The 20,511-nt window shown below is 68.3% G+C and carries 9 protein-coding genes and 2 pseudogenes; 5 read left to right on the top strand and 6 right to left on the bottom strand.

From position 1 onward, the window contains the following. Positions 1 to 77 precede the first annotated feature (77 nt). The 3 genes from ACIO3R_RS19880 (at position 78) to ACIO3R_RS19870 (ending at position 2,363) form a co-directional block, all read left to right on the top strand. Positions 78 to 500, top strand: a complete 423-nt coding sequence (locus ACIO3R_RS19880) for a DUF6314 family protein (protein WP_402107240.1) — start codon at positions 78 to 80, stop codon at positions 498 to 500. A gap of 82 nt (positions 501 to 582) precedes the next feature. Then, the gene (locus ACIO3R_RS19875) at positions 583 to 951 is read left to right on the top strand and encodes a MarR family winged helix-turn-helix transcriptional regulator (protein WP_402107239.1); all 369 of its coding nucleotides are present in this window, start codon (positions 583 to 585) and stop codon (positions 949 to 951) included. A gap of 149 nt (positions 952 to 1,100) precedes the next feature. Then, complete coding sequence (locus tag ACIO3R_RS19870) at positions 1,101 to 2,363, top strand: condensation protein (RefSeq protein ID WP_402107236.1); 1,263 nt, start codon at positions 1,101 to 1,103, stop codon at positions 2,361 to 2,363. A gap of 152 nt (positions 2,364 to 2,515) precedes the next feature. Here the strand turns inward: ACIO3R_RS19870 and ACIO3R_RS19865 are convergent, their stop codons facing one another. The 4 genes and pseudogenes from ACIO3R_RS19865 to ACIO3R_RS19850 all read right to left on the bottom strand — a co-directional run bounded on the left by ACIO3R_RS19865 (position 2,516) and on the right by ACIO3R_RS19850 (position 5,482). Then, complete coding sequence (locus tag ACIO3R_RS19865; protein ID WP_402107233.1) at positions 2,516 to 2,683, bottom strand: hypothetical protein; 168 nt, start codon at positions 2,681 to 2,683, stop codon at positions 2,516 to 2,518. Between the two features lie 479 nt (positions 2,684 to 3,162). After that, positions 3,163 to 3,392: pseudogene (locus ACIO3R_RS19860) on the bottom strand (transposase family protein); the annotation flags it as partial. A gap of 78 nt (positions 3,393 to 3,470) precedes the next feature. Beyond that, entirely contained in the window at positions 3,471 to 4,685 is a 1,215-nt protein-coding gene (locus ACIO3R_RS19855; RefSeq protein WP_402107230.1) for a glycosyltransferase, read from the bottom strand. Then, a complete protein-coding gene (locus ACIO3R_RS19850) occupies positions 4,682 to 5,482 on the bottom strand; it encodes a MerR family transcriptional regulator (RefSeq protein WP_402107228.1) in 801 nt (266 codons plus the stop codon). Before ACIO3R_RS19850 ends, ACIO3R_RS19855 begins: the two co-directional genes overlap by 4 nt. 81 nt (positions 5,483 to 5,563) lie before the next feature. On the opposite strand from ACIO3R_RS19850, the pseudogene ACIO3R_RS19845 reads away from it, so the two are divergent. After that, positions 5,564 to 5,671 (top strand): annotated as a pseudogene (locus tag ACIO3R_RS19845) (IS5/IS1182 family transposase); the annotation flags it as partial. Positions 5,672 to 5,733: 62 nt separating this feature from the next. On the opposite strand, the gene ACIO3R_RS19840 reads toward ACIO3R_RS19845, so the two are convergent. Together ACIO3R_RS19840 and ACIO3R_RS19835 are read right to left on the bottom strand one after the other, a co-directional pair. Beyond that, positions 5,734 to 7,689: an NACHT domain-containing protein gene (locus ACIO3R_RS19840; protein WP_402107225.1), complete on the bottom strand. Its 1,956-nt coding sequence runs from the start codon at positions 7,687 to 7,689 to the stop codon at positions 5,734 to 5,736. 1,402 nt (positions 7,690 to 9,091) lie between these two features. Next, a complete protein-coding gene (locus tag ACIO3R_RS19835) occupies positions 9,092 to 9,274 on the bottom strand; it encodes a hypothetical protein (RefSeq protein ID WP_402107223.1) in 183 nt (60 codons plus the stop codon). A gap of 594 nt (positions 9,275 to 9,868) precedes the next feature. Between ACIO3R_RS19835 and ACIO3R_RS19830 the strand changes: the two genes are divergently transcribed. After that, positions 9,869 to 20,500, top strand: a complete 10,632-nt coding sequence (locus tag ACIO3R_RS19830; RefSeq protein WP_402107221.1) for an amino acid adenylation domain-containing protein — start codon at positions 9,869 to 9,871, stop codon at positions 20,498 to 20,500. The last annotated feature ends 11 nt before the right edge of the window (positions 20,501 to 20,511 follow it).

Here is a 20,511-nt window from a genome sequence, read left to right as displayed (position 1 = left end):
CGCGGAGGAACGAGACGGTGGCACCACAGGACACGACGGCGGGCGGGGGAGCGTTTCCGCCCGGCGAACGTCGTTTCGTGGCGGACACTCTCGGCTATCTCGCTGGCCGATGGCAGGTCGAGCGGACCGTGTACGACCTGTCCCAGGACCGGTGCGGCACCTTCCGCGGTACGGCCGACTTCACACACGAGGAGCCCGGCGTCGAACTGCGGCATGTGGAGCGGGGAGAGTTCACCTGGGGCGGGAAGACCCGGCCGGCCTACCGCGAGCATCTCTTCGAGCCGGCCGGCGGCGGGGCAGCGTTCGTACGCTTCGCCGACGGCCGCCCGTTCCACTCCCTGGACCTGCGTGACGGGCGCTACGTTGCCGACCATCCGTGCGCCGAGGACGTCTATCGCGGCGAGTTCAGTGTGCTCGCCACGGACTCCTGGCGGGTGGTGTGGACGGTGCGCGGCCCGGCCAAGGATCTGCGGCTGGAGACACTGCACCACCGGATCTGAGACCGCCGGTGCAGCCGGGCGTCCGGAACGCCTGGCCTGATGGCCGTTCGGCACGCCGCGGCTGAGGGACGGACGACGTCGCGTGCGCGCCAGCGACATCGCCGCTCATCCCGACACCGCCGTCGGTGAGATCGCCGCCCGCACCGGTCTGCCGCAGAGCCAGGTGTCCTCCGTCATCGCCCGGCTCAAGGAAGCCGGTTCGGTGCAGACGGCTCCGGATCCCATCGACCGGCGCCGGGTGCTGGTGCGTCAGGCCGCCGAGGTGTCCGAGCGGGTGGCGCAGATCCGCGCCGCCGGCATCGAGGATGCTCTCAGCAGCGCGCTGGGATCTGACGATCCGCAGCGGCTGAGAGAGGTCTCGGCGGCGCTGGATGTGCTCGCCCGGAACCTCGTGCCGTCGTCAGCGGGTCCGGAGTCCCGGCGCGCGGGCATCGCCGCACCGTCGAAGTAGGGCCGCTACTTCGTTCCTCTGCGGCCTCGACCGGCTCGATGGCGAGCCATGGTGTGTTCATTCGTCCGGATGAACACCGGGTGAAGCAGACTCCGCTGGTGGCGTGGTGGGCGATGGTGTTGCGGTCGGTGTATTCGGGGGGAGGGAACATGATGCAGCGTCTGCTCGCACCGCACGAGGCGGCCATTACTGCTGCTGGCGTGCGGCTTGTACTGCACTGCGATGTGATGGGTGAGCTCGACGAGGTGGTCCTGGCACAGGCGCTGGCCCGGCTGCGGTCCTGCTACCCCCTGCTCTCGGGCAGGATCACCACGGATGGTGCGGGGTCCGGTCAACTGGTCCGGATCGAGGACCCCGTCCCCGGGCCCGCGCTGGGACACGGCGCTGATCTCGGTGAGGAGATCAGCGTCCCCCTCGACTGGGAGCAGGGCCCCTTGCTCCGGATCACTGTGCTCCGCGAGCCGGGCCGCCCCGGTCACAGCCGGGTGGTCATGACACTTCCCCGGGCCTTCGCCGACGCCATGAGTTACCTCGCTGTCCACCGACGCCTGTGGGCTCTCTACACCGCGCTGTCCACCGGCCGGCCCGCACCCGACGAGCTCGTCCTGCCGGTGCTGGGCCCTGCGCTCGACGATCTGCTCGCGGCGCGTTTCACCCAGCAGCAACTGCGTGACTTCGTCGGGGAGCGCGCGCGGCTGGACACCGAGGCACCGCCCGCACTCCTGCCCACCCCGGCCTCCCGCGATGGCGGCCCCGGCCCTGACCTGAGCTTCGGTAGCATCACTGTCGAGGCCGGCACCGACCAATGCGAACAGTTGGTCCAGCGGGCCCGCGAGACGTCCCTGACCGTCAACGCACTCGTCTCCGGAATCCTGTTGACCGCGCTGCGAACCCTGTTTCCTTCACAAAGCGGTCCGGTGCGGATCCTGTGCACGACAGCCGTCGACATGCGCCGCAGACTCACCCCGCCGCTGGCCAACGAGGTACTCCAGTCCGCCGCGACGACCACATCGATCCGGCTCAAGGTTGCCGACGGGGCAGACCCCGTAGCGGTCGGACAGGACTTGGATACCCAGCTGCGCACTGCTCTGGAGAGCGGAGCCGCCGCGATGGAACTGGCAGCGTTCCCTCACATGCTCAACCAGCACCCGCCCAGCCTCGTCATCACCAACATCGGCTCCGTCACCGCACCCGATCTGCCCGACGGCCTCCACCTGGTCGACGTGTGCCTGGCACCACTGGGCCACGTCCCGATGGTCTTCGCCGTCGTCAAACGCTACCGAGGCCGCCTGACCGTGACCTTGAACTACAGCCGCGCCTGGTACACCGACGCCCAGATCCATGCCCTCGCCGACCAGGCGGACAGCATGCTGAATGACCTGACCGCGCACCCTCTCAGTCCACCGGGCTGAGCTTGCCCCTGCCGGGATTTTTGGAGTCTCGCCGTTTGGCTGGCGGCGTGATCAATGGGCATGCTCGGGTCGTTCGGTCCTATCGGCTCTATCGGTCCATCGTGTGTGCAGTCGGCTGTGCATCCCCCCACCGTGGGGGATGTCCGGCTGACCTATGTCGTCGACGCGGCGATGGAGCTGGACCGTACGGGGTTTCTCCTCGCGGTCTTACCCAGCTGGTCGTCCTGGCCGCGGACGCACCGCTTGCCGGACTGAGAGTCGTCGGCGCCCTTGAGCGGACCATCGCCGACGCCGCCCGTGCCGCCGTCTACGCGGTCCATAGCGACGAGCGGCCCTGGTGCACGATCGGCACCGCCCTCGGACTCACCGAGGCCGATGCCTGTACCCTCCTCATGCGCTACATCCGACGCTTCTGAGGGCCGGGCGCCGGCCCCGTGCAGCCTCCGAGAGCGCAGCCTATTCGCTCTTTGTCCCGAATTCGACATTCTGAGTCTGCGGCAGCACCCGGCCGCCTTCGCCTGCGGGGTGCTGGGCGGCACAGCACGACCCACACCCCGCAGACGCGGTTCGACCAAGTGGAGTCGGCGACGTGTACTGCGGATGGACCGTGACGGGAAGCTGAGCCGCAGATGTGCCAGGCAGAGTCCCTGCCGCTGCTCGCGCAAGGGCCACGGTCCGCCACGGTTACACGGTGCTCCACGTGGACAACGGTTTCGCCACGGTGGCGGCGGCCCTGAAGGAAGTGCAGCAATGAAACATGCGCGCCTGACTCTTCATTGAATTCGATCAATGAGGTTCTTCAGCGGTGCTGCTCCAGGGTGAGTACGGCTTTGGCGATTGAGTTATGCGGTTCGGGCTGCAGCGCGCGTGACGGAAGATCCGCCAGGACTTGAGGCGGGCAACGCCGCGCTCGACCGGGGCGCGGGTTGGGGCCAACGCACGATTCGCGGTCTGCTGGGTGGGGGTGAGGTCGCTGTGTGGTCGGCGTTTGTTGCCGGTGGTGACCCAGAGCAACCCAGGGCCTCGCCCGTTACGCACCCTCAGCCGTCACCCGATCGCTGCCCAGACTGAGAAAGCGTAGCGACGAGGACGAGGAACGGATTGGCATCATCCATCGGTCAGCTGCTGGATGGCCCTGAGCACCTGACACGCTCCGTTCTCGGTCACCAGATGTTGCGCCGCCCTTGCGGCGGCTCGACGGTGTGCCTGCTGCTTCACTACTTGGTCAAGTGAGTCGGCAAGCCGTTCGGCGGTGAGGGACCGGAAGGGGATCGGGTCGGTGGCGGCGCCGATGGCGGCAAGTCGCTTCGCCCAGAACGGCTGGTCCGCGGTCACCGGTACGGTGACGGCGGGCACTCCGGCGCGCAACGCGGCGGCCGAAGTGCCGGCCCCGCCGTGGTGGACCACCGCGGCCAGCCGGGGAAACAGCGAGGCGTGCGGTACGTCCCCGATCGTGAGCACGTCGTTCCCGTTGGCGGCGAGCCCGGCGGTGCCGGCTTGCAGGATGCCGCGTAGCCCGGCGCGGCGCAGGGCTTGCACAGCGATCTCGCTCAGCCGTTCCCCGTCACCGGACGCCATGCTCCCGAAGCCGATGAGGACGGGGCGTGGTCCGGCATGCAGGAAGTCCTCCAGATCAGTAGGCAGCCGTTCGGCCGCATCGTGATGGGGCCACCAGTTGCCCACGACCTCCAGGCCAGGGCGCCAGTCGGAGGGACGGGGCACCAGGGCCGTGCTGAAGCCGTGCAAGATGGGCCAATTCGCCTGTTCCTGTCGGCGACGCATCTCGGAAGGGGAGGCCGGGGGCAGATCGAGGCGGTGGCGCAGCTTTGTGACTGCCTGTTCGTAGACGCGGTCGGCCATGCGCAGTGCGAAGCGTCCGGTGGCTCGGTTGGCGAAATGGCCCAGTGAGGGGGAGCCTGTGACGGCGGGCGGGAAGTCGCCGGTCGGTGTGGTGGGTTGGAGGTACACGCCGAGGCTCGGGGTGCCCGTGGCCTCGGTGAGGTGCCAGCCGAGCGGAGCCGTGGTGGTCGACAGCAGAAGCAGGTCCGTGCCGGCGTCCATCACGTCGGCGAAGCCCTGACCCAGTTCGGTGATGAACGCGGCAGCAGTACGGATAAGTTCACGCTTGCCTGTGACGCTGCCACGTACCCGTGTGTCGGCGGGGAGGCTGCGAAATTCCAGCCCTGCGTCGCGTACGAGGGGTGCGTAGGCGCATGTGGTGGCGAGGATAACGTCGTATCCGGCCCGGCATAGTTCGGCGCCCAGGCCCGTGTAGGGCGCGACGTCGCCGCGCGATCCGGCTGCGGCAATCAGGATCCTCATTGGTCCTCCTCGGGATCGCCACGGTCACCTGCGTGGCGGGCTGCGTTGGCGTGAACCGCCTTGCGCGTATAGGCGGCCAGGCCCGGGCGTTGCTGCGACGGCGGTATGACCAGAGCGAACGCGCGCGGGTCGGCGACGAAGTCGTCCGCGATGCGCCGGTGCATGTCGGGCGGGCAGGTGGTGAACCAGCGTGCGGTGTGCAAGCGGTGCTCCTCAGCGAGATCCATGGCCCGCTCGCCGTTGCTCAGCTCCCCCTCGTCGAAAGCCGCGAGCAGCTCCGCGCGCCAGGCGGCGGCCTCGCCCATGAGCTGACACCAATCCTCTTTGGTGTGGGCAGCCGCGCGCGCCATGGCCTCGCGCTGTCCGTCCGAGTGCGCCCACTTCTGTTCTGCCTCGGTGGCATAGCTCAGGTCGAAGGTGATCTCACCGAAGACCTCGAAGCGTTCCTGAGGAGTCAGGGAGATCCCGGTCTTCTGGACTTCTATCGCCCGTTCCGCCACCTCGGCCAGCCGCTGCAGCCTGGCGATCTCCTCACGCAGCTGCCGCTGCCGGGACCGGAGCCGCTCCAAGGGGTTCACCTGCGGATCCTTGAAGATCGCGGCGATCTCGTCGAGGGCGAAGCCGAGCTCACGGTAGAAGAGGATCTGTTGGAGACGGACCAGGTCAGCCTCACTGTAGAGCCGGTAGCCGGCGTGGCTGCGGACACTGGGCGAAAGCAGTCCCGCCTTGTCGTAGTGATGCAGTGTCCGCACCGTCACCCCGGCGAAGGCCGAGACCTGCCCCACGGAGTAGCTCATACACCTGCCCTTTCGTCGGCATACAGCCTCAAGCCTGACGTAAGGGGAGAGTCAACTCCCGCCCGTTGGGCATCGGCATCGGAGCGCGGCCTTGCCCACCTCAAGTCCTGGAGAATCGCCCGTCCCGCCCGCTACAACCACATGACGTCAATTGGCAAAGCCGTACTCACCCTGGAGTGGCACCGCTGAAGAACCTCAATGAGCCGTGCCCAACCTGACGAGTGGTTGGAGGAGGGTTTTGGTGCCGGAGTTCAGGCGTGGGGGTGGCCGGTGAGCCACTGCTGAAGTTCACGGTGGCGGAACTGGTAGCCGGGCCCGTTGTAGCGAAGGAGACCGGCTGTGACAGCCCAGTCGAGGAAGACAGCGAGGCGGAAGGGCAGCTTGCCGCGTGAGCACAGCAAGAACACGCCGTATCTCCGCGACGCGCGAGCGAACCCGCTCGCGCACCCGACCACAAGCCCAACCATCCACCCGGCCGTGAGCCCGAACGTCAGTCCAGCCAGGAACTCGTCCGTGATTCCGGCTGGGAATCCGGCCAGTAGTCCGGCCAGGAGTCCAGTAAGGAATCCGGTCATGGGGCAGATCAGGAGTCCGTAGACCATGTCGTCACGGATAATTGCCCGAGGTTTGGCCACGGTGGTCGGCTCCCCCTTGAGCCCGCGCATCAGTCCACCCGCGAGCCCGCCGACAAGCCCGAGGGCGGTCCCGATCCCGAGCCAGAGCACGATCTCGTATCCGAACCCACCAACGAGCTCGAGCCCGAGCCGGGACCTGAACCCGATCCCGAGCAAGAGCCCGAGGTCGCCGAACCCGAGCCGGAGCCCGAGGCCGGCCATAAGTCCAACCGTGAACCAGCTCCTGAACCAGGTCTTGAACCCGGCTGCGAATTCACCTGCCAGCCCACCCATGAGTCCGCCGATGAGGCCGGTTCCGATGCCTAGTGCTGTCCCGAGCTCGAACATGATCGCGCCCGGACTCGGGGTCGGGAGCCTGAGCGCGATGCCGATCGCGAAGCCGATCGCGAAGCCGATCGCGAAGCCGATCGCGAAGCCGACGGCGAACCAGATCTTGAATCCGGCCCAGAACCTGGCCATGAATCCGCCCTGGCGCGCTCCTCGGGTTGCACGGAGACGGTTGGGTCTAGGCGTCGGGCGCCAGTCGATGACACCAGCGACTACGGAGACTGCGGCGAACAGGGAGATCGTGATGATCTTTTCGGCACTGTCCCCGAGGGGGTTGTTGAGGAACACCGCGATGGCGAAGAGGAAAGAAACGAGGGCGAGGGCGAGAGCGCTGAGGATGAGGTCGGTGATGCGGACGCGGGTGGTGCCGGCGAGGGGCCAGAGTCGGTGGAGAGTGATATCGGTGGCTGGGGTGTTCGCGGTGGTGCCGGCGAGGTGGCCGGTGAGGTGGTTGAGCCAGCGGTGGACGTCTTCGGGCCGGTAGTGGCGAGGGTTGGGTGTGTTGGCGATGGTGGTGGGGAGATAGCGGGCCAGGAGATGCTGGTCGAGGTCGTGTCCGTCGGTGTGGTGGAGGAGTTCTGAGGGGTTACCGGCGCGGTGGTAGACGGTGGCGGTCAGGCACAGGCGCCAGGGCGTGGACAGGGTGGTGGCGAGTGGGCCGGCGGGCTGGGTGTCGAGGTGGTCGATCAGGGGCTGCCAACGAGGTGTGTCCAGGGCCCGGTCACGGAGGTAGGCAACGGTGTGGCGGGTGTCGATGGGTGCGATGACGACGCGGGCGGCGTCGATCAGCCGGGACACGGGGGCGAGTGCGTCGTAGTGCCCAGTGCGGCACGTCAGGACGAGAGGGCCTGCCTCCCGGCCGTTCTGGTAGGCGTTGAGAGCCTCCAGAACCTTGCGAGCGCGGGGCGCGTCGGGGTCGGGGGTACTGTCCGCACGCAGGGGATCCATCTCATCCAGCCCGTCCAGGACCGGTAACACCATCCCGTGAGCGACGAGTCCGGCCGCCATACCCGCAGGCCATTTATAGGCATCGACCAGACGCTGCACCAGCAGGGCGGTCAGGGACTGGCCGCTGCCCCACTGGGCCAGTGAGATCCGGACCGGGACGGGATCGCCCTCGGCACGATGGTCGATGAGAGCGAGCATGAGTTCCAGGGCCAGGACGGTCTTTCCGGCCCCGGCCACCCCGGTGACGACCAGACGCCGGGGCTGGGTGGAGCGGTAGTACTCCAGAACATCGGGCAAGGTAGCGGGGCCGTCAGCGAACGTTTGCCCAGCCGGTGGAGCCGTCGCGACCCGCGCTGGTGCGGACTGCAGAACATAAGCGAGATTGATGCGCGGAGTGTCGTCACCGAGCAACTGCCGCAGGACCTTTACCTCGCTGTCTTCGACCTGCTTGGCGAGCCTTTTGGCGCGGCTGCGCGCGAGTTCGGCACCGTTGTCCTCCACCGGCTTACGCAGCGCCATGACCGCGATCACCAGACCGATCACACCGATCGGAACACCGAGGAGGGCCGCAGTATCGGGAGGTGTGTGCCTTTCGTCCGCGATGATGGAACATACGGCGAAAGCCACGCTTGCCACGACCAACACCGCACAAACAACCCACACAGCCTGCCACTTACGCCGATCGCGGCGCTCCCCCACTACGAGCATCTCCCGATCATGCCGCCTCACCGAACACATCGGGACCCGTTCGGCTCGCTTCGTGAACGCCGCACATCCGGGACGCGGCTCCTTAACCTGCCAGCACCACCGCGCCAGGGCCCCGCGACGTCCAGGAACTCACCGTCCGGCGCGGCCAGGGCCCACCTGAACCGCTCCGCGGCCGCCAGGACGTCCTTCGCTTCCAGCGCCGTGGCTGGTTCCTGTCGAGTGGGCGAGCAGCAGGGAAACAGACCGGCGTTGGCACCTGCCTATTTGACCAAGGCGCATGAATACCGCCGTCACCAGTCCGAGCATCACACCGAACTGTCACGCCACCCCCTTCCACCAACGGAAATCAGGATGGCGGGACTACAAGGTTGAATGTCGTGTATTGCGACAGGAGGGTTGAGAATTGTCAAGAGGCGCCGATAGGTCACAAGTCATGTGCTGGCCGGCGCACTAGGAAACTCTAGCCCGCTGTTCTATTACGTCGACATAATCGTCAGGCTCACCATCCGTCAACGACGGGATGTGTCATCGTGTACAAACGATTAGCGACTAAGGCGGCGATGGCTTTGCGGTATCAGCATCACTGATGGGGTCAGCCTCGACGGCAGAGGTAGCCGCTCCTGGAGTCGTCGCCGCTTCTTATGAAAGGGAGTGTCCTGAAGAGGTCTGGATAGGTGGCGACACTCACTGCTGGATGGATCGTATTGCATTAAAGTGGTATCAGGGGGATTGGTGTTGCGCTTCACTGCAACACCAATAGAGGGTTGGTTTGGGCTAACGGATACACCCCCAAGAACGTTGACTACTCTATATGGGTTCAGATTAATTACCGGGGAGCCTATTCACCTTGGAAGCGTGGGGCGACGCCATGGGAAATCCTTGGATCTCAACAGCGCCCGGGGCTCCGGAGACCCCAGCATTTGATCTTCGTCCACCCGAGCTCGTCCTCGCCCCCGAGTTCGACAGCCGCGTGCCATCGGACAACGTCGGGTCACGACTGGGCTGTCATCCGGCGAAGGCCTTCAAGGGCTCCCGCCGTGCCGGTCTCCCCCGGAGAGGAGATGGCCATCCGGCGCAGCCAGTACGCCGGAGCGTCCTCGTCCACCGAACCTTCCGCCACCCTGAACAGGCAGGCGACCGCGTCCGTTTCCCGGATCTCGCCGAGGATCTCCATGAGGTCCGCACTGACTCACGGCAGCAGCATGCATCACGTACTCCACGCTGGCCGAAACGCATAAGTGATGTATCCCACAGCGGAACTGACGTGAGAACACGCAACGGTCTGCGGGTCATACTCATTGTCATGACACCGACGGCCATATCCGTGGGCGCCTGCTGCTCGCTGCTGTTCACTGCTGCGCGCAGGCCTCAAGTGCCCGGCCGAGATGTCGCGTTCGATCGACCTCTCCGGGCTCGCCGACGCCGAGGGCGGACCGCTGGACCGTGCCATGTTCACCTATGCGGAACTCCACCGCCAGGAGTGGGGCCGCATGTTCGCCCGGATTCGCGCCTGCCTCGACTCGTGCCCTCACTTCGGCACCCGGAATCCGGAGCCCCTGCGGGAGCCGCTCGGGGACGTGGCCCGGTACAGCGACGCGATGGTCGGCCACGATGATCAAGGAACGGTCGTAGTCGGCAGGGTGCACGAGTGGGAGTCGGAAGACAACTGGAAGCCCGCTCCGTGCGGGCTCGGGCAGAGTCCTTGCGTTCGCTCGCGATCTTCTGCCGCAGCGTCATGCCCGGGTGGTATGGCAGGAAGGAGCCCGTCATGAGCCTTCACGCGCTCGCCCGCATGTATGCCGATGGCGAGATATCGACGACGGGGGTGCTGGCCGAGCTCGACAGACGCGTGGACATTCCGCTGTCCGAGGGACAGCGCGGCCTGTGGGCGCTTGCCAAGATGGAGCCGGAGACGTATGCGTACAACGTTCCCGTGTGCTTTTCGTCTGCGGATGTAGATGCCGCGGCGCTTCAGGCCGCATTCCGCGACACGCTTTCCCGGCATCCGCTTCTCTCGGCCACGGTGCGCGAGACGGATGACGGGCCGCGTCTGTCCCACGGAGATGCGGACGGTTTCTTCGTCGAGTACGTGGACATCTCCGATGTGCCGTCCGGTCGAGTGCTGAACTTTTTGAAGGAAAGGGCGAGGCGGCCGTTCGGCCTGGCCGGTGATCCCTTGACCAGGCTGGCTGTCCTGCGTCGCTCCGCGTCCGAGGCGTACGTTCTGCTGGTCACTCATCACCTCGTGATCGATGGAGTGTCGGGGCGTCTCGTCATCGACACGCTGTTCAGTTCGTACCGGGCGCGGATCGAGGGACGGGACGTGCCGATCGAGGTGGGCTCCGCCTCATTCGGTGAGTTCGTCGCGTGGGAGCGGGATGTACTCGCCGGCGAGCGCGCTGAGGAGGACCGAGAGTTCTGGGTGCGGGAGCTCGCCGGCGCGGACGTCCTCACAGGGTTACCCTCGCAGGTGGCTCTGCTGCCGGACGCGCCCCATGTGGGCGAGGTGCACACCAGCCGGCTGCCGAAAGAGCAGGCCGCCGCCATCGTGGCCTTCACCGCTTCACATGGGATCAGCCCGGGGACCTTCTTCCTGGCGGCCTTCCTGACTCTGCTGCACCGGTACACCGGAAGCGAGGACCTCGTCATCGGGATGCCGGTGGCCGGGCGCCCGACGGAACGCTTCGACCCGATCGTCGGTTGCTTCGTCAACACGCTGCCCGTACGGAGCAGGCCAAACGCCTCCGAGGAGTTCACGTCGTTCGCCCGGCGCGTACAGTCCACGGTGCTCGAAGTACTCGAGCACGGGACCTACCCGTTCCACCGGATCGTGAGCGATCTCGGTGCCCGGGGCGTGAATCCGCGGTCGCCTCTCTATCAGCTCGTGTACAACTATCAGGATTCTGCTCTCTCCGGATACCTGGGCGAGCGGGCCCGCGCCACCGGCGAGACGGAATTCGAACTCGTCGACGGGCTGTACCAGCTGGGTGAGTACGACCTCACGGTGGACGTGGCTCCCGGTGACGGGTTCCTGGTGAACTGGAAATACCACCCCGACGCCTTCTCGGCCCACGCCGTCGGGGGCATGGCAGAACACTTCGCCACCCTGGTGGACAGCATCCTCGACTCGGACGGGCAGTCGCCGATAGGCAGACTGAACCTGCTCGACGACGAGGAACGGCGCCTCGTCATCGAGGCGTGGAACCGCACCCAGGTCGACTTTCCCGCGCATCGGACGTGCTGGGATCTGTTCGCGGAGCGGGCAGAGGCGAATCCGGATGCCCCGGCGGTCACCTGCGGGGAGCGGACTCTCACCTATCGCGAACTCGCGGACCGCAGCTCGGCGCTGGCACAGGCGCTGACACGTCAAGGCGTCGGCCCCGGGGACGTTGTAGGGGTCTGCTACGAACGGTCACTCGACCTTGTCGTGGCCCTCCTCGCCGTCATGAGGCTCGGCGCGGTGTACCTGCCCCTGGACGGCCGACTGCCGGCCGAACGCCTCTCCTATATGGTCGAGGACAGCGGCGCGCAACTCGTCATCTGCCATGAGGCGGTGACGGACAGGCTGGCCGCCGTGAGGACGCCGAAGGCGAGACTGTACCCGACTGACCGGCAGGATGATCAGGTCGCCCAGGCAGGGGAAGCGGCGGGGGAGACAACCGCCGATGCGCCGGACTCGCGAGCTTCGGCATCTCCAGCCGCCTACGTGATCTACACCTCGGGCAGCACGGGGAAGCCCAAGGGCGTCGTAGTTCCGCACGCGGCGCTGACCAATTTCGTGCTGGCCATGGCGCACACGCTTGGAGTGGCGTCCAGCGATCGGCTGTTGGCCGTCACCACGCACAGCTTCGACATCGCCGCCCTGGAGCTCTACCTCCCGCTGATCACCGGCGGGCAGGTCTGCGTCTGTGAATCGGCCACGGCCGCCGATGCCACGTTGCTGGCCGAAAAGGTCGCCGACTGGAGGCCCACCATCATGCAGGCCACTCCGGCGACCTGGGCCATGCTGGTGCGCGTCGGGTGGCAGAACACCGAGGGCGTCAAGGTGTTGTGCGGCGGCGAGGCGTTACCCGACGGCCTGAAGGACCAACTCGTGGCGCGCGGAGAGGCCTGGAACCTGTACGGGCCCACGGAGACGACCATCTGGTCAGCGGCCAAGCGGTTGCGCCGTGAGGAGCCGGTGACCATCGGCGGCCCCATCGCGAACACCCAGCTGTACGTCCTCGACCAGAACATGAGCCCCCTGCCTGTCGGCGTGACCGGCGAGCTTCACATCGCGGGCGACGGGGTCGCCCTGGGCTACCACCGGAAGCCGGAGCTGACGGCCGAGCGCTTCCTGGACAACCCGTTCGCGCCCGGACGGCTGTACCGGACCGGCGACCGCGCGCGCCGACTGCCGAATGGCGAGATCGTCGTCCTGGGCCGGATGGACAACCAGGTCAAACTGCGCGGCCATCGCATCGAACTCGGCGAGATCGAAGCGGTGCTCAACGCCCACCCGGAGATCAGCCGAAGCGTCGTCCTGCTCGAGCACGGCGGCCTGTCGGACAGGCTCACGGCCTATTACACGGGGAACGGGGAGGCGCCGGTCGACGCCGCACTGCTGCGCGCGGAACTCGCCAAAACCCTCCCCGCCTACATGCTGCCCGCCGCATTCGTGGCCCTGGACGCCTTTCCGCTCACGGCGCACGGCAAGGTCGACCGGGCGCAGCTGACCGCCGCCGCCCAGACGGCGCCGCTCCCGGCCGCCGACAGCCCGGTGGCCGCGCTCGACATCGAGCGGACCGTGCGCGGGATCTTCGAAGAGGTGCTCGGCTCGCGTGATATCGATCGTGCCGCAGGCTTCTTCGACATCGGCGGAGACTCGTTCGCGGCCATCGAAGCGGTGACGCAGATCAACCGCGAGTTCGGCTGCGCGTTGCGACCCACCAGCGTTTTCGCGCACCCGTCCGTCGCGACGATGGCCCGACACCTGACGGAGCTGCTGCCTGCTCGGCAGGCCACTGCGGCGCAGCCGGCCGAGCCCGAACAGCACCCTGGTCCGCGCCGTGCCACTCCGGCGGCCGACGACGCCTCGCTCGATGATTCGATCGCGGTGATCGGCATCTCCTGCCGGTTCCCGGGAGCCGTGGACCACCGCGAATTCTGGTCCGCGCTCGTGGAAGGACGCAGCGGCGGCACGTCATGGACAGTCGAGGAACTGCGCGCGCTCGGAGTGCCGGAGGAGCTCATCACCCGGCCCGGTTTCGTGCCGCAGCGGTCGGTCGTGGACGGCAGGGCGGAGTTCGACGCAGCGTTCTTCGACATCTCCCCCCGCGACGCCGAGTTCATGGACCCACAGGCGCGCTTGCTGTTGCAGCACGCGTGGCAGGCGTTGGAGGACGCCGGATACCGCCCGGAGGACGTTCCCGGTACCAGCGTCACGACGTCCACGAGCACGAACTTCTACCAGGCCCTGCTCCCGGCTCTGATGGCCAACGCGTCGGGCCCGCGGGTGCTGGCGAGCTCTGAGACCTACGCCGCGTGGCTGTTCGCCCAAGGCGGCACGGTGCCCACCATGATTTCCACGAAGATGGGACTGCGTGGCCCCAGCATGGCGGTGAGCACCAACTGCTCTTCGGCGCTGAGCGCGGTGCACGTCGCCTGTCAGGGGCTCCTGGCCGGCGATTCCGACCAGGCGATCGTCGGCGCGGCCAGCCTGTTCTCCGCGGGGGAACTGGGATACGTGCACCAGCCGGGCCTGAACTTCTCGAGCGACGGGCGCAGCCGCGCGTTCGCCGACGGCGCCGACGGCATGTCCGGCGGTGAAGGTGTCGGCGTGGTCGTCCTCAAGCGCGCCGGTGAGGCGATCGCCGCCGGCGATCACATCTACTGCCTGATCCGCGGCGTCGCGGTGAACAACGACGGCGGCGACAAGGCAGGGTTCTACGCGCCCGGTGTGCGCGGCCAGGCCGAGGTGATCCGCAAGGCCCTGGACAAGGCGGGCACGGACCCGTCGACGATCAGCTACGTCGAAGCGCACGGCACGGGCACGAGGCTCGGCGATCCCATCGAGGTCGCGGCTCTGACCGAGGCGTACCGCCACTACACGGCACGCAGTCAGTACTGCGGCATCGGCTCGGTCAAGAGCAACATCGGCCACCTGGACGCGGCCGCGGGGATCGCCGGCCTCATCAAGGTGGCGATGGCCTTGCAGTACGGAGAGGTTCCGCGGACGCTGCACTGCGACGAGCCGAGCTCGGAGATCGACTGGGACGAGTCGCCGTTCTTCGTGGCCGACCGGAATCTGCCGCTGGACGGCGACGAGCCCGCGCGGGCGGGACTGAGCTCCTTCGGGATCGGCGGCACCAACGTGCACGCGGTGCTGGAACAGGCGCCGACCCGTGCGCGGGCCGCCGGGCGCCCCGGCCCCCAAGCGGTGGTCCTCTCGGCCCGCGACGGGGAGCGGCTCGGCGTCCTCGTGCGGCAGCTCCTGGAGTTCCTGCCGGGATACCGGGACGCGCACGGCGATCTGGCGTCGCTCGCGTACACCTTGCAGGTCGGGCGGCGGCCGATGGCCGAACGAGTGGTCTTCGTCGCGAACGACGTCGACGGGCTGATCGCAACCCTTCAGGACTACGTCGAGCGCAGGGCGCGCGGAACGGTGTTCGAAGGTACGGCCCGACGGCCTGAGGACAAGCTGCTCGGCCTCTTCGATCGCCCCGGGGAGCTGCGAGACCTGGTCGCCGGATGGCTCGAACACGGGGAGTGGGACAAGATCGCGCCCCTGTGGGTCAACGGCGTCGACGTCGAGTGGCACGCCTGCCACGGCGCGAATCCGCCGGTGCGGGTGAGCCTGCCGACGTATCCGTTCGCTGGGAAACGGTACTGGCCGGCTGCCGAGGCGGTGTCGGTTCCTCGGGCCACTGACTCGCTCGACGCGGCATCGTTGCTCGTGGCCGCGGCCGGGCCCGAGAGCGTCGAGACGTTCCTGTCCGGTCACGCGTCCGCCACGGACGAGATGGACAGCCTCTCGCGCCCGCTCGTGCTCGCACAGCTCGTGGCGGCGGGACTCTTCGACGAGCCCGTTCGCCGCGACCTGATCGGGCAGAGGATCGCGCCGTCCTTCGCCCAGTGGCTCGACCACACGGTGACCGTGCTGCTGAGCCACGGAGAGCTCGTGCGTGAGGGCGAATTCGTGGTGCCCAGGAAGAGTGCGCCAGGCCCCGAACAGGCCTGGCGCACCTGGCGCGCGTGGAAGGACGTCCATGCCGAAGATCCGGAGCTGGCGGCCAAGACCGGCCTGACCGAGCGCATGATCGAGGCCTTGCCCGCGATCCTGTCCGGGCGGACGAAGGCCACGGCGGTCATGTTCCCGGGCGGCTCGTTCGAGCTGGTCGAACCGGCGTACCGGGGGAACGCGACGGCCGACTACTTCAACGACGTGACGGCCGCCGCGGTGCGCGCGGAGGTGGACGCCCGCCGCGACGGGATCCGGCTGCTGGAGATCGGAGCGGGCACCGGCAGCACCAGCGAGCGGGTTTTCGCCCAGCTGACGGGCCGCGACGTCGCTGAGTACTGCTATACGGACGTTTCGAAGGCGTTCCTGATCGACGCGGAGCGGCGGTTCGCCGACCACGTGCCGTACGTGTCCTTCACGGCCTTCGACGTGGAGCGGGAGCCCGGCGCACAGGGACTTACCGCGGGCGGCTACGACATCGTCATCGCCAACAATGTCCTGCACGCCACCAAGGACATCGTGCGGGCAGTGGGTCATGCCAGAGCACTGCTGCGGCCCGGCGGCGTCCTCGTACTCAACGAGCTCGCCCGGAACGACTGGTGGTCGCACCTGACCTTCGGGCTCCTCGAAGGGTGGTGGCGGTTCACCGACGGAAGGCGTATCCAGGGCGGACCGGCGCTGTCCTCGAACGCGTGGCGCGAAGTGTTGCGGGAGTGCGGGTTCGACACGGTTGAACTGCTGGCGGAGCCCGCCCGCGACCTGGGCCAGCAAGTACTGCTGGCGCGCGCAGGTTCGCCCGCCCCGCGCCCCGCCCCGCGCCTCGATCCGCGCCCCGCCCCGCGCCTCGATCCGCGGCCTGCCGCGCCCGGTTCGCTCGAGGAGCACGTCCGCGCGACCGTCGAGCGGACCCTCGCCGAAACGCTGAAGCTGACTGCCGATGAGCTCGCGGCCGACAAGCCCTTCGCCGACTACGGACTGGACTCGCTCACCGGCGTCTCCCTGGTGCACCGGCTCAACGAGTCGCTGAGCACCGACCTCGATCCGAGCGTGCTGTTCGAGAACCCGTCGATCAGGCGGCTGACGAGTTTCATCGTCGAGGAGGAAGACGCCGCCATCGTGGCCGCAGTGTCCGATCCGGCGGTGTCCGAGCCGTCCGCGGTGTCCGATCCGGCGGTGACCGAGCCCTCCGCGGTATCCGAGCCGCCGGGCGGTGGCCGGGAGCCCGTCGCGATCGTCGGCATGAGCGGCCGGTTCCCGGGCGCCCGGGATGCCGACGAGTTCTGGGATCTGTTGGCCTCCAGCCGGGATGCTGTCTCCAAGGTGTCCCGCTGGGACCTCGCGTCGCTGGGCAGCGTGTGCCTGGACGGCGGTCTCCTGGACGGCGTCGACGAGTTCGACCCGCTCTTCTTCGGGATCTCCGGTGCAGAGGCCGTCTACATGGAGCCGCAGCAGCGATTGTTCCTTCAGGAAGCGTGGCGGGCGCTCGAGGACGCGGGCCACGCGGGCGAGTCGCTCGACCGCGACCGGTGCGGTATCTACGTGGGCTGCGCTGCCGGCGACTACCTGGACATGACGGGACCGTCCGACTACCCGGGCCAGGCACTGTGGGGCAACATGAACTCGCTCGTGCCGTCCCGCATCGCGTACTACCTGGACCTGCACGGGCCGGCGATGGCGGTCGACACCGCGTGCTCCAGCTCGCTGGTCTCCCTCTACCTGGCGTGTCAGGCGCTGTGGGCGGGCGAGGTCACCACGGCGATCGCGGGCGGGGTCTACGTCCAGAACTCGCCGCGGCTGTATCTGGCGGCGTCCCGGGCCGGGATGCTCTCCCCGACGGGCCGGTGCCGTTCGTTCGACCAGGCGGCCGACGGATTCGTGCCCGCCGAGGGAGTCGGCGCGCTCATCCTCAAACGGCTCTCGGACGCCGAGGCGGACGGCGACCACATCCACGGCGTGATCCGTGGAATCGGGATCAACCACAACGGCACCACGAACGGGATCGCCGCGCCGAACGGGACCTCGCAGGAACGGCTGATCCGGCAGATCTATCAGGACTTTGAGATCGACCCCGCGGGGATCGGGCTGGTCGAGGCACACGGCACCGGAACCAAGCTCGGCGATCCGGTGGAATTCCGGGCGCTCGATCGCGCGTTCCGCGGCTTCACGGACGCCGAACGGTTCTGCTCGCTCGGCTCGACGAAGGCCTCCATCGGCCACGCTCAGGCCGCGGCCGGCGTGATCGGTGTCATCAAGGCACTGCTGGCGATGAGGCACGAGGTGATCCCCGGTCTGCCCCATCACACCGCGACGAACTCCAGTGTCACGTTGGCCGGCAGTCCGTTCTTCGTGCACACGGAGCCGAGGCGGTGGGCCGTGCCAGAAGACGGCAAGCGGCGCGCCGCGGTCACGTCGCTCGGCGCGAGCGGAACCAACGCCCACGCTGTCATCGAGCAGCCGTCGGAGCCGCCCGCGCCGCCGCGGAGCAGACAGGACGGGGCCCGGCTGATCGCGCTGTCGGCGGCGACGGAGCACGCCTTGCGCGAACAGGTGGCCCGGCTCGCGCGCCACTGCCGCGAACACCCGGACCTCGATGTCGGCGAGGTGAGCCACACACTTCTGCTCGGCCGCAGGCACCTGCGGCATCGATGGGCCAGTGTGGTCCGGGACATCGCAGAACTGGAGAGCCAGTGCACTGCCTGGCCCTCCGGGCAGGGCACTCCGGTGCGGAGCACGGACTCCGGGTTGCAGGCACTCGCCCAACGGTTCCTTGACGGTGAGGCACCGGATTTCGCCGAGCTGTTCCGCGACAGCCGCTACCGCCGCGTTCCGCTGCCTGGCTACCCCTTCGAGAGGGAACGCTACGCGCTGCCGGTCCGCGCGGCGGCAGACGACGGGCCGCGGCGCGACGGGGGAGTCCTCACCGGCGACGAGTTCTACCTGCGTGAACATCAGGTGCAGGGAACCGGGATCGTCCCGGGGGCCATGTATCTGCAGTGGGTCGCAGCAGCGGCGAGGCGGACCGCGAGCGACGCGGTTCGCCTGCACGACATCGTCTTCCTGCGACCCCTCTCGGTGCCGGGGGTGCCGCGCGCACCGCGGGTGGCTCTCCGCGCGGACGGCGACATCACGCGGTTCACGGTGTCCTCCACGGAGTCCGCCGGAGACGAGCCCGTGCTCCATTGTCAGGGCGAGGTGTCCGCCGCGGAGCCGACGGCTGCGCAGGCGCTCGACCTGCCCGCGCTGTTCCGGGATTTCCGGTCCACGGAATTCGACCCCCTGCGGTTCTACGCCGAGTGGCGGGACCGCGGCATCACCTACGGACCCACGTTCCAGGGGGTCGTGGCGGTGCACCGCAGTGACAACGCGGTGCTCGCCGAACTGCGGCTGCCCGGCGCGGCGTCAGGAACCATGGACGGCCTCGTCCTGCACCCGGCGCTGGTGGACTCGGCGATGCAGTGCATGCGACTCCTCGACGGCGACGATCGGGTCGGGTTGGTGTTCACCATCAAGTCGGCCGAAGTCCTCGCCCCCGGCGCGACCACAATGTGGGCCCTGATACGCCGTGCCGAGGACGCGCGCGGCGCGGACCGGATCGACATCGACCTCGCGACCGACGACGGCACGGTGTGCCTGCGTCTGCGAGGCATCGCGGGCCGTCGGACCGAGCAGACGCCGGACCCGGCGGACGACGCCGCCACGCTGGTGCCGGTCTGGGATCCCCTTCAGCAGACGGAATCCGCGACGTGGCCGCGGAGTTCCGAATCAGTCGGCATCATCGCGTCCCCAGGGCAGGCGCGGGACCTTCTCATCGCGCGCCTGCCGGGCGCCCACGTGGTCGCGGACCCGTCGCAGAGTACGCACGACGACCTGGAGGCGTCCGTCCGGTCGGTCCCGGAACTCGACCATCTGATCTGGGTGGCCCCCAGCGCCGTGGACGACCGGTCTGGTGCGAGCGTCGTCGAGGGCCAGTCCAGCGGCTCGCTGCATGCCTTCCGCACGGTGAAAGCACTGCTGGCCGCAGGGTACGGCGATCGCTCACTGGGCCTGACCCTGATCACTGAGCGGGCGCACGCCGCCCATGAGGCCGAGGTCGTCGACCCGGCGCACGCCGGTGTCGCCGGCCTGGCGGGGTCGGCTGCGAAGGAGTACCCGGACTGGCGGGTGCGGGTGGCGGACGTCGAGGACTACGAAGCGCCTTCTCTCGCCGCGGTGCTCGACCTGGCCGCCGACCCGGACGGCAACCTGCGTATCCACCGCGACGGCCGCTGGCACGGGCAGCGGCTGATGACTGTTCAGCCGGCCTCGCCGACGTCGTCCCGGCTGAGGCAGGGCGGCACTTACGTCATCATCGGCGGGGCGGGCGCCCTTGGCACGGTCATCAGCGAGTACTTGATCCGCCGCTACCACGCCCAGGTGGTGTGGCTCGGACGCAGGCCGCAGGACGCGCGAGTCGAAGCCGCCATCGCTCAGGCGACCGGCGCGGACGGGCCTGCGCCGCTGTACCTGCGGTCCGACGCCACCGACCTCGCGTCCCTGCGCGCGGCGAAGGACGAGATCGTACGACGGTTCGGCGCGGTGCACGGCGTCATCCACTCGGGCCTCGTGTTCTCGGGGGCGAGCCTGGCCCGGATGAGCGAGGCGCAGTTCGAGGACGTGCTGCGCGGCAAGGTCGACGCGAGCGTCCGGTGCATGCAGGTGTTCGGCGGTGACTCGCTCGATTTCGCACTGTTCCTGTCCTCGATCAACTCCTACCTCAAAGCCATCAAGCAGGCGAACTACGCGGCCGCCTGCACGTTCCTCGATTCGTTCGCACCGACGGTGCGACGCCACTACGGCGCTGTCGGCAAGGTGCTGAACCTGGGCTACTGCTTCAACAACGCACCCACCGAGGGAGAGCGGGGAGCGGTGGTCGGAGCGCAGGCGCCGCTCATCCAGCCGGACGAGCTGACGGCGGCGATCGAACGGCTGTGCGCGGGGCCGGTCAGCAGGCTGACGTTGATGAAGTTCAGTCCCGCGCTCAACAACCGGGGCATCGTTCTGGGCGACGACGAGGTCGTCCTTCCCACGGCCGTGCCGCCGGACGCAGTGCCCGCCGACGTCCAGGAACCGGCGGCGGCGCCGGGCGGCGAACTGGAGCGGCTGCGCGCCCGCACCGCAGAGCTGACCGCGCTCGCGATCTGATCGCGGCCTTC

Origin of the sequence: Streptomyces sp. NPDC087428 (assembly GCF_044744085.1) — a bacterium.
Taxonomy (GTDB): domain Bacteria; phylum Actinomycetota; class Actinomycetes; order Streptomycetales; family Streptomycetaceae; genus Streptomyces.
Note: the sequence above shows the minus strand (reverse complement) of the source record. Positions and strands in the feature narration are given on the sequence as shown.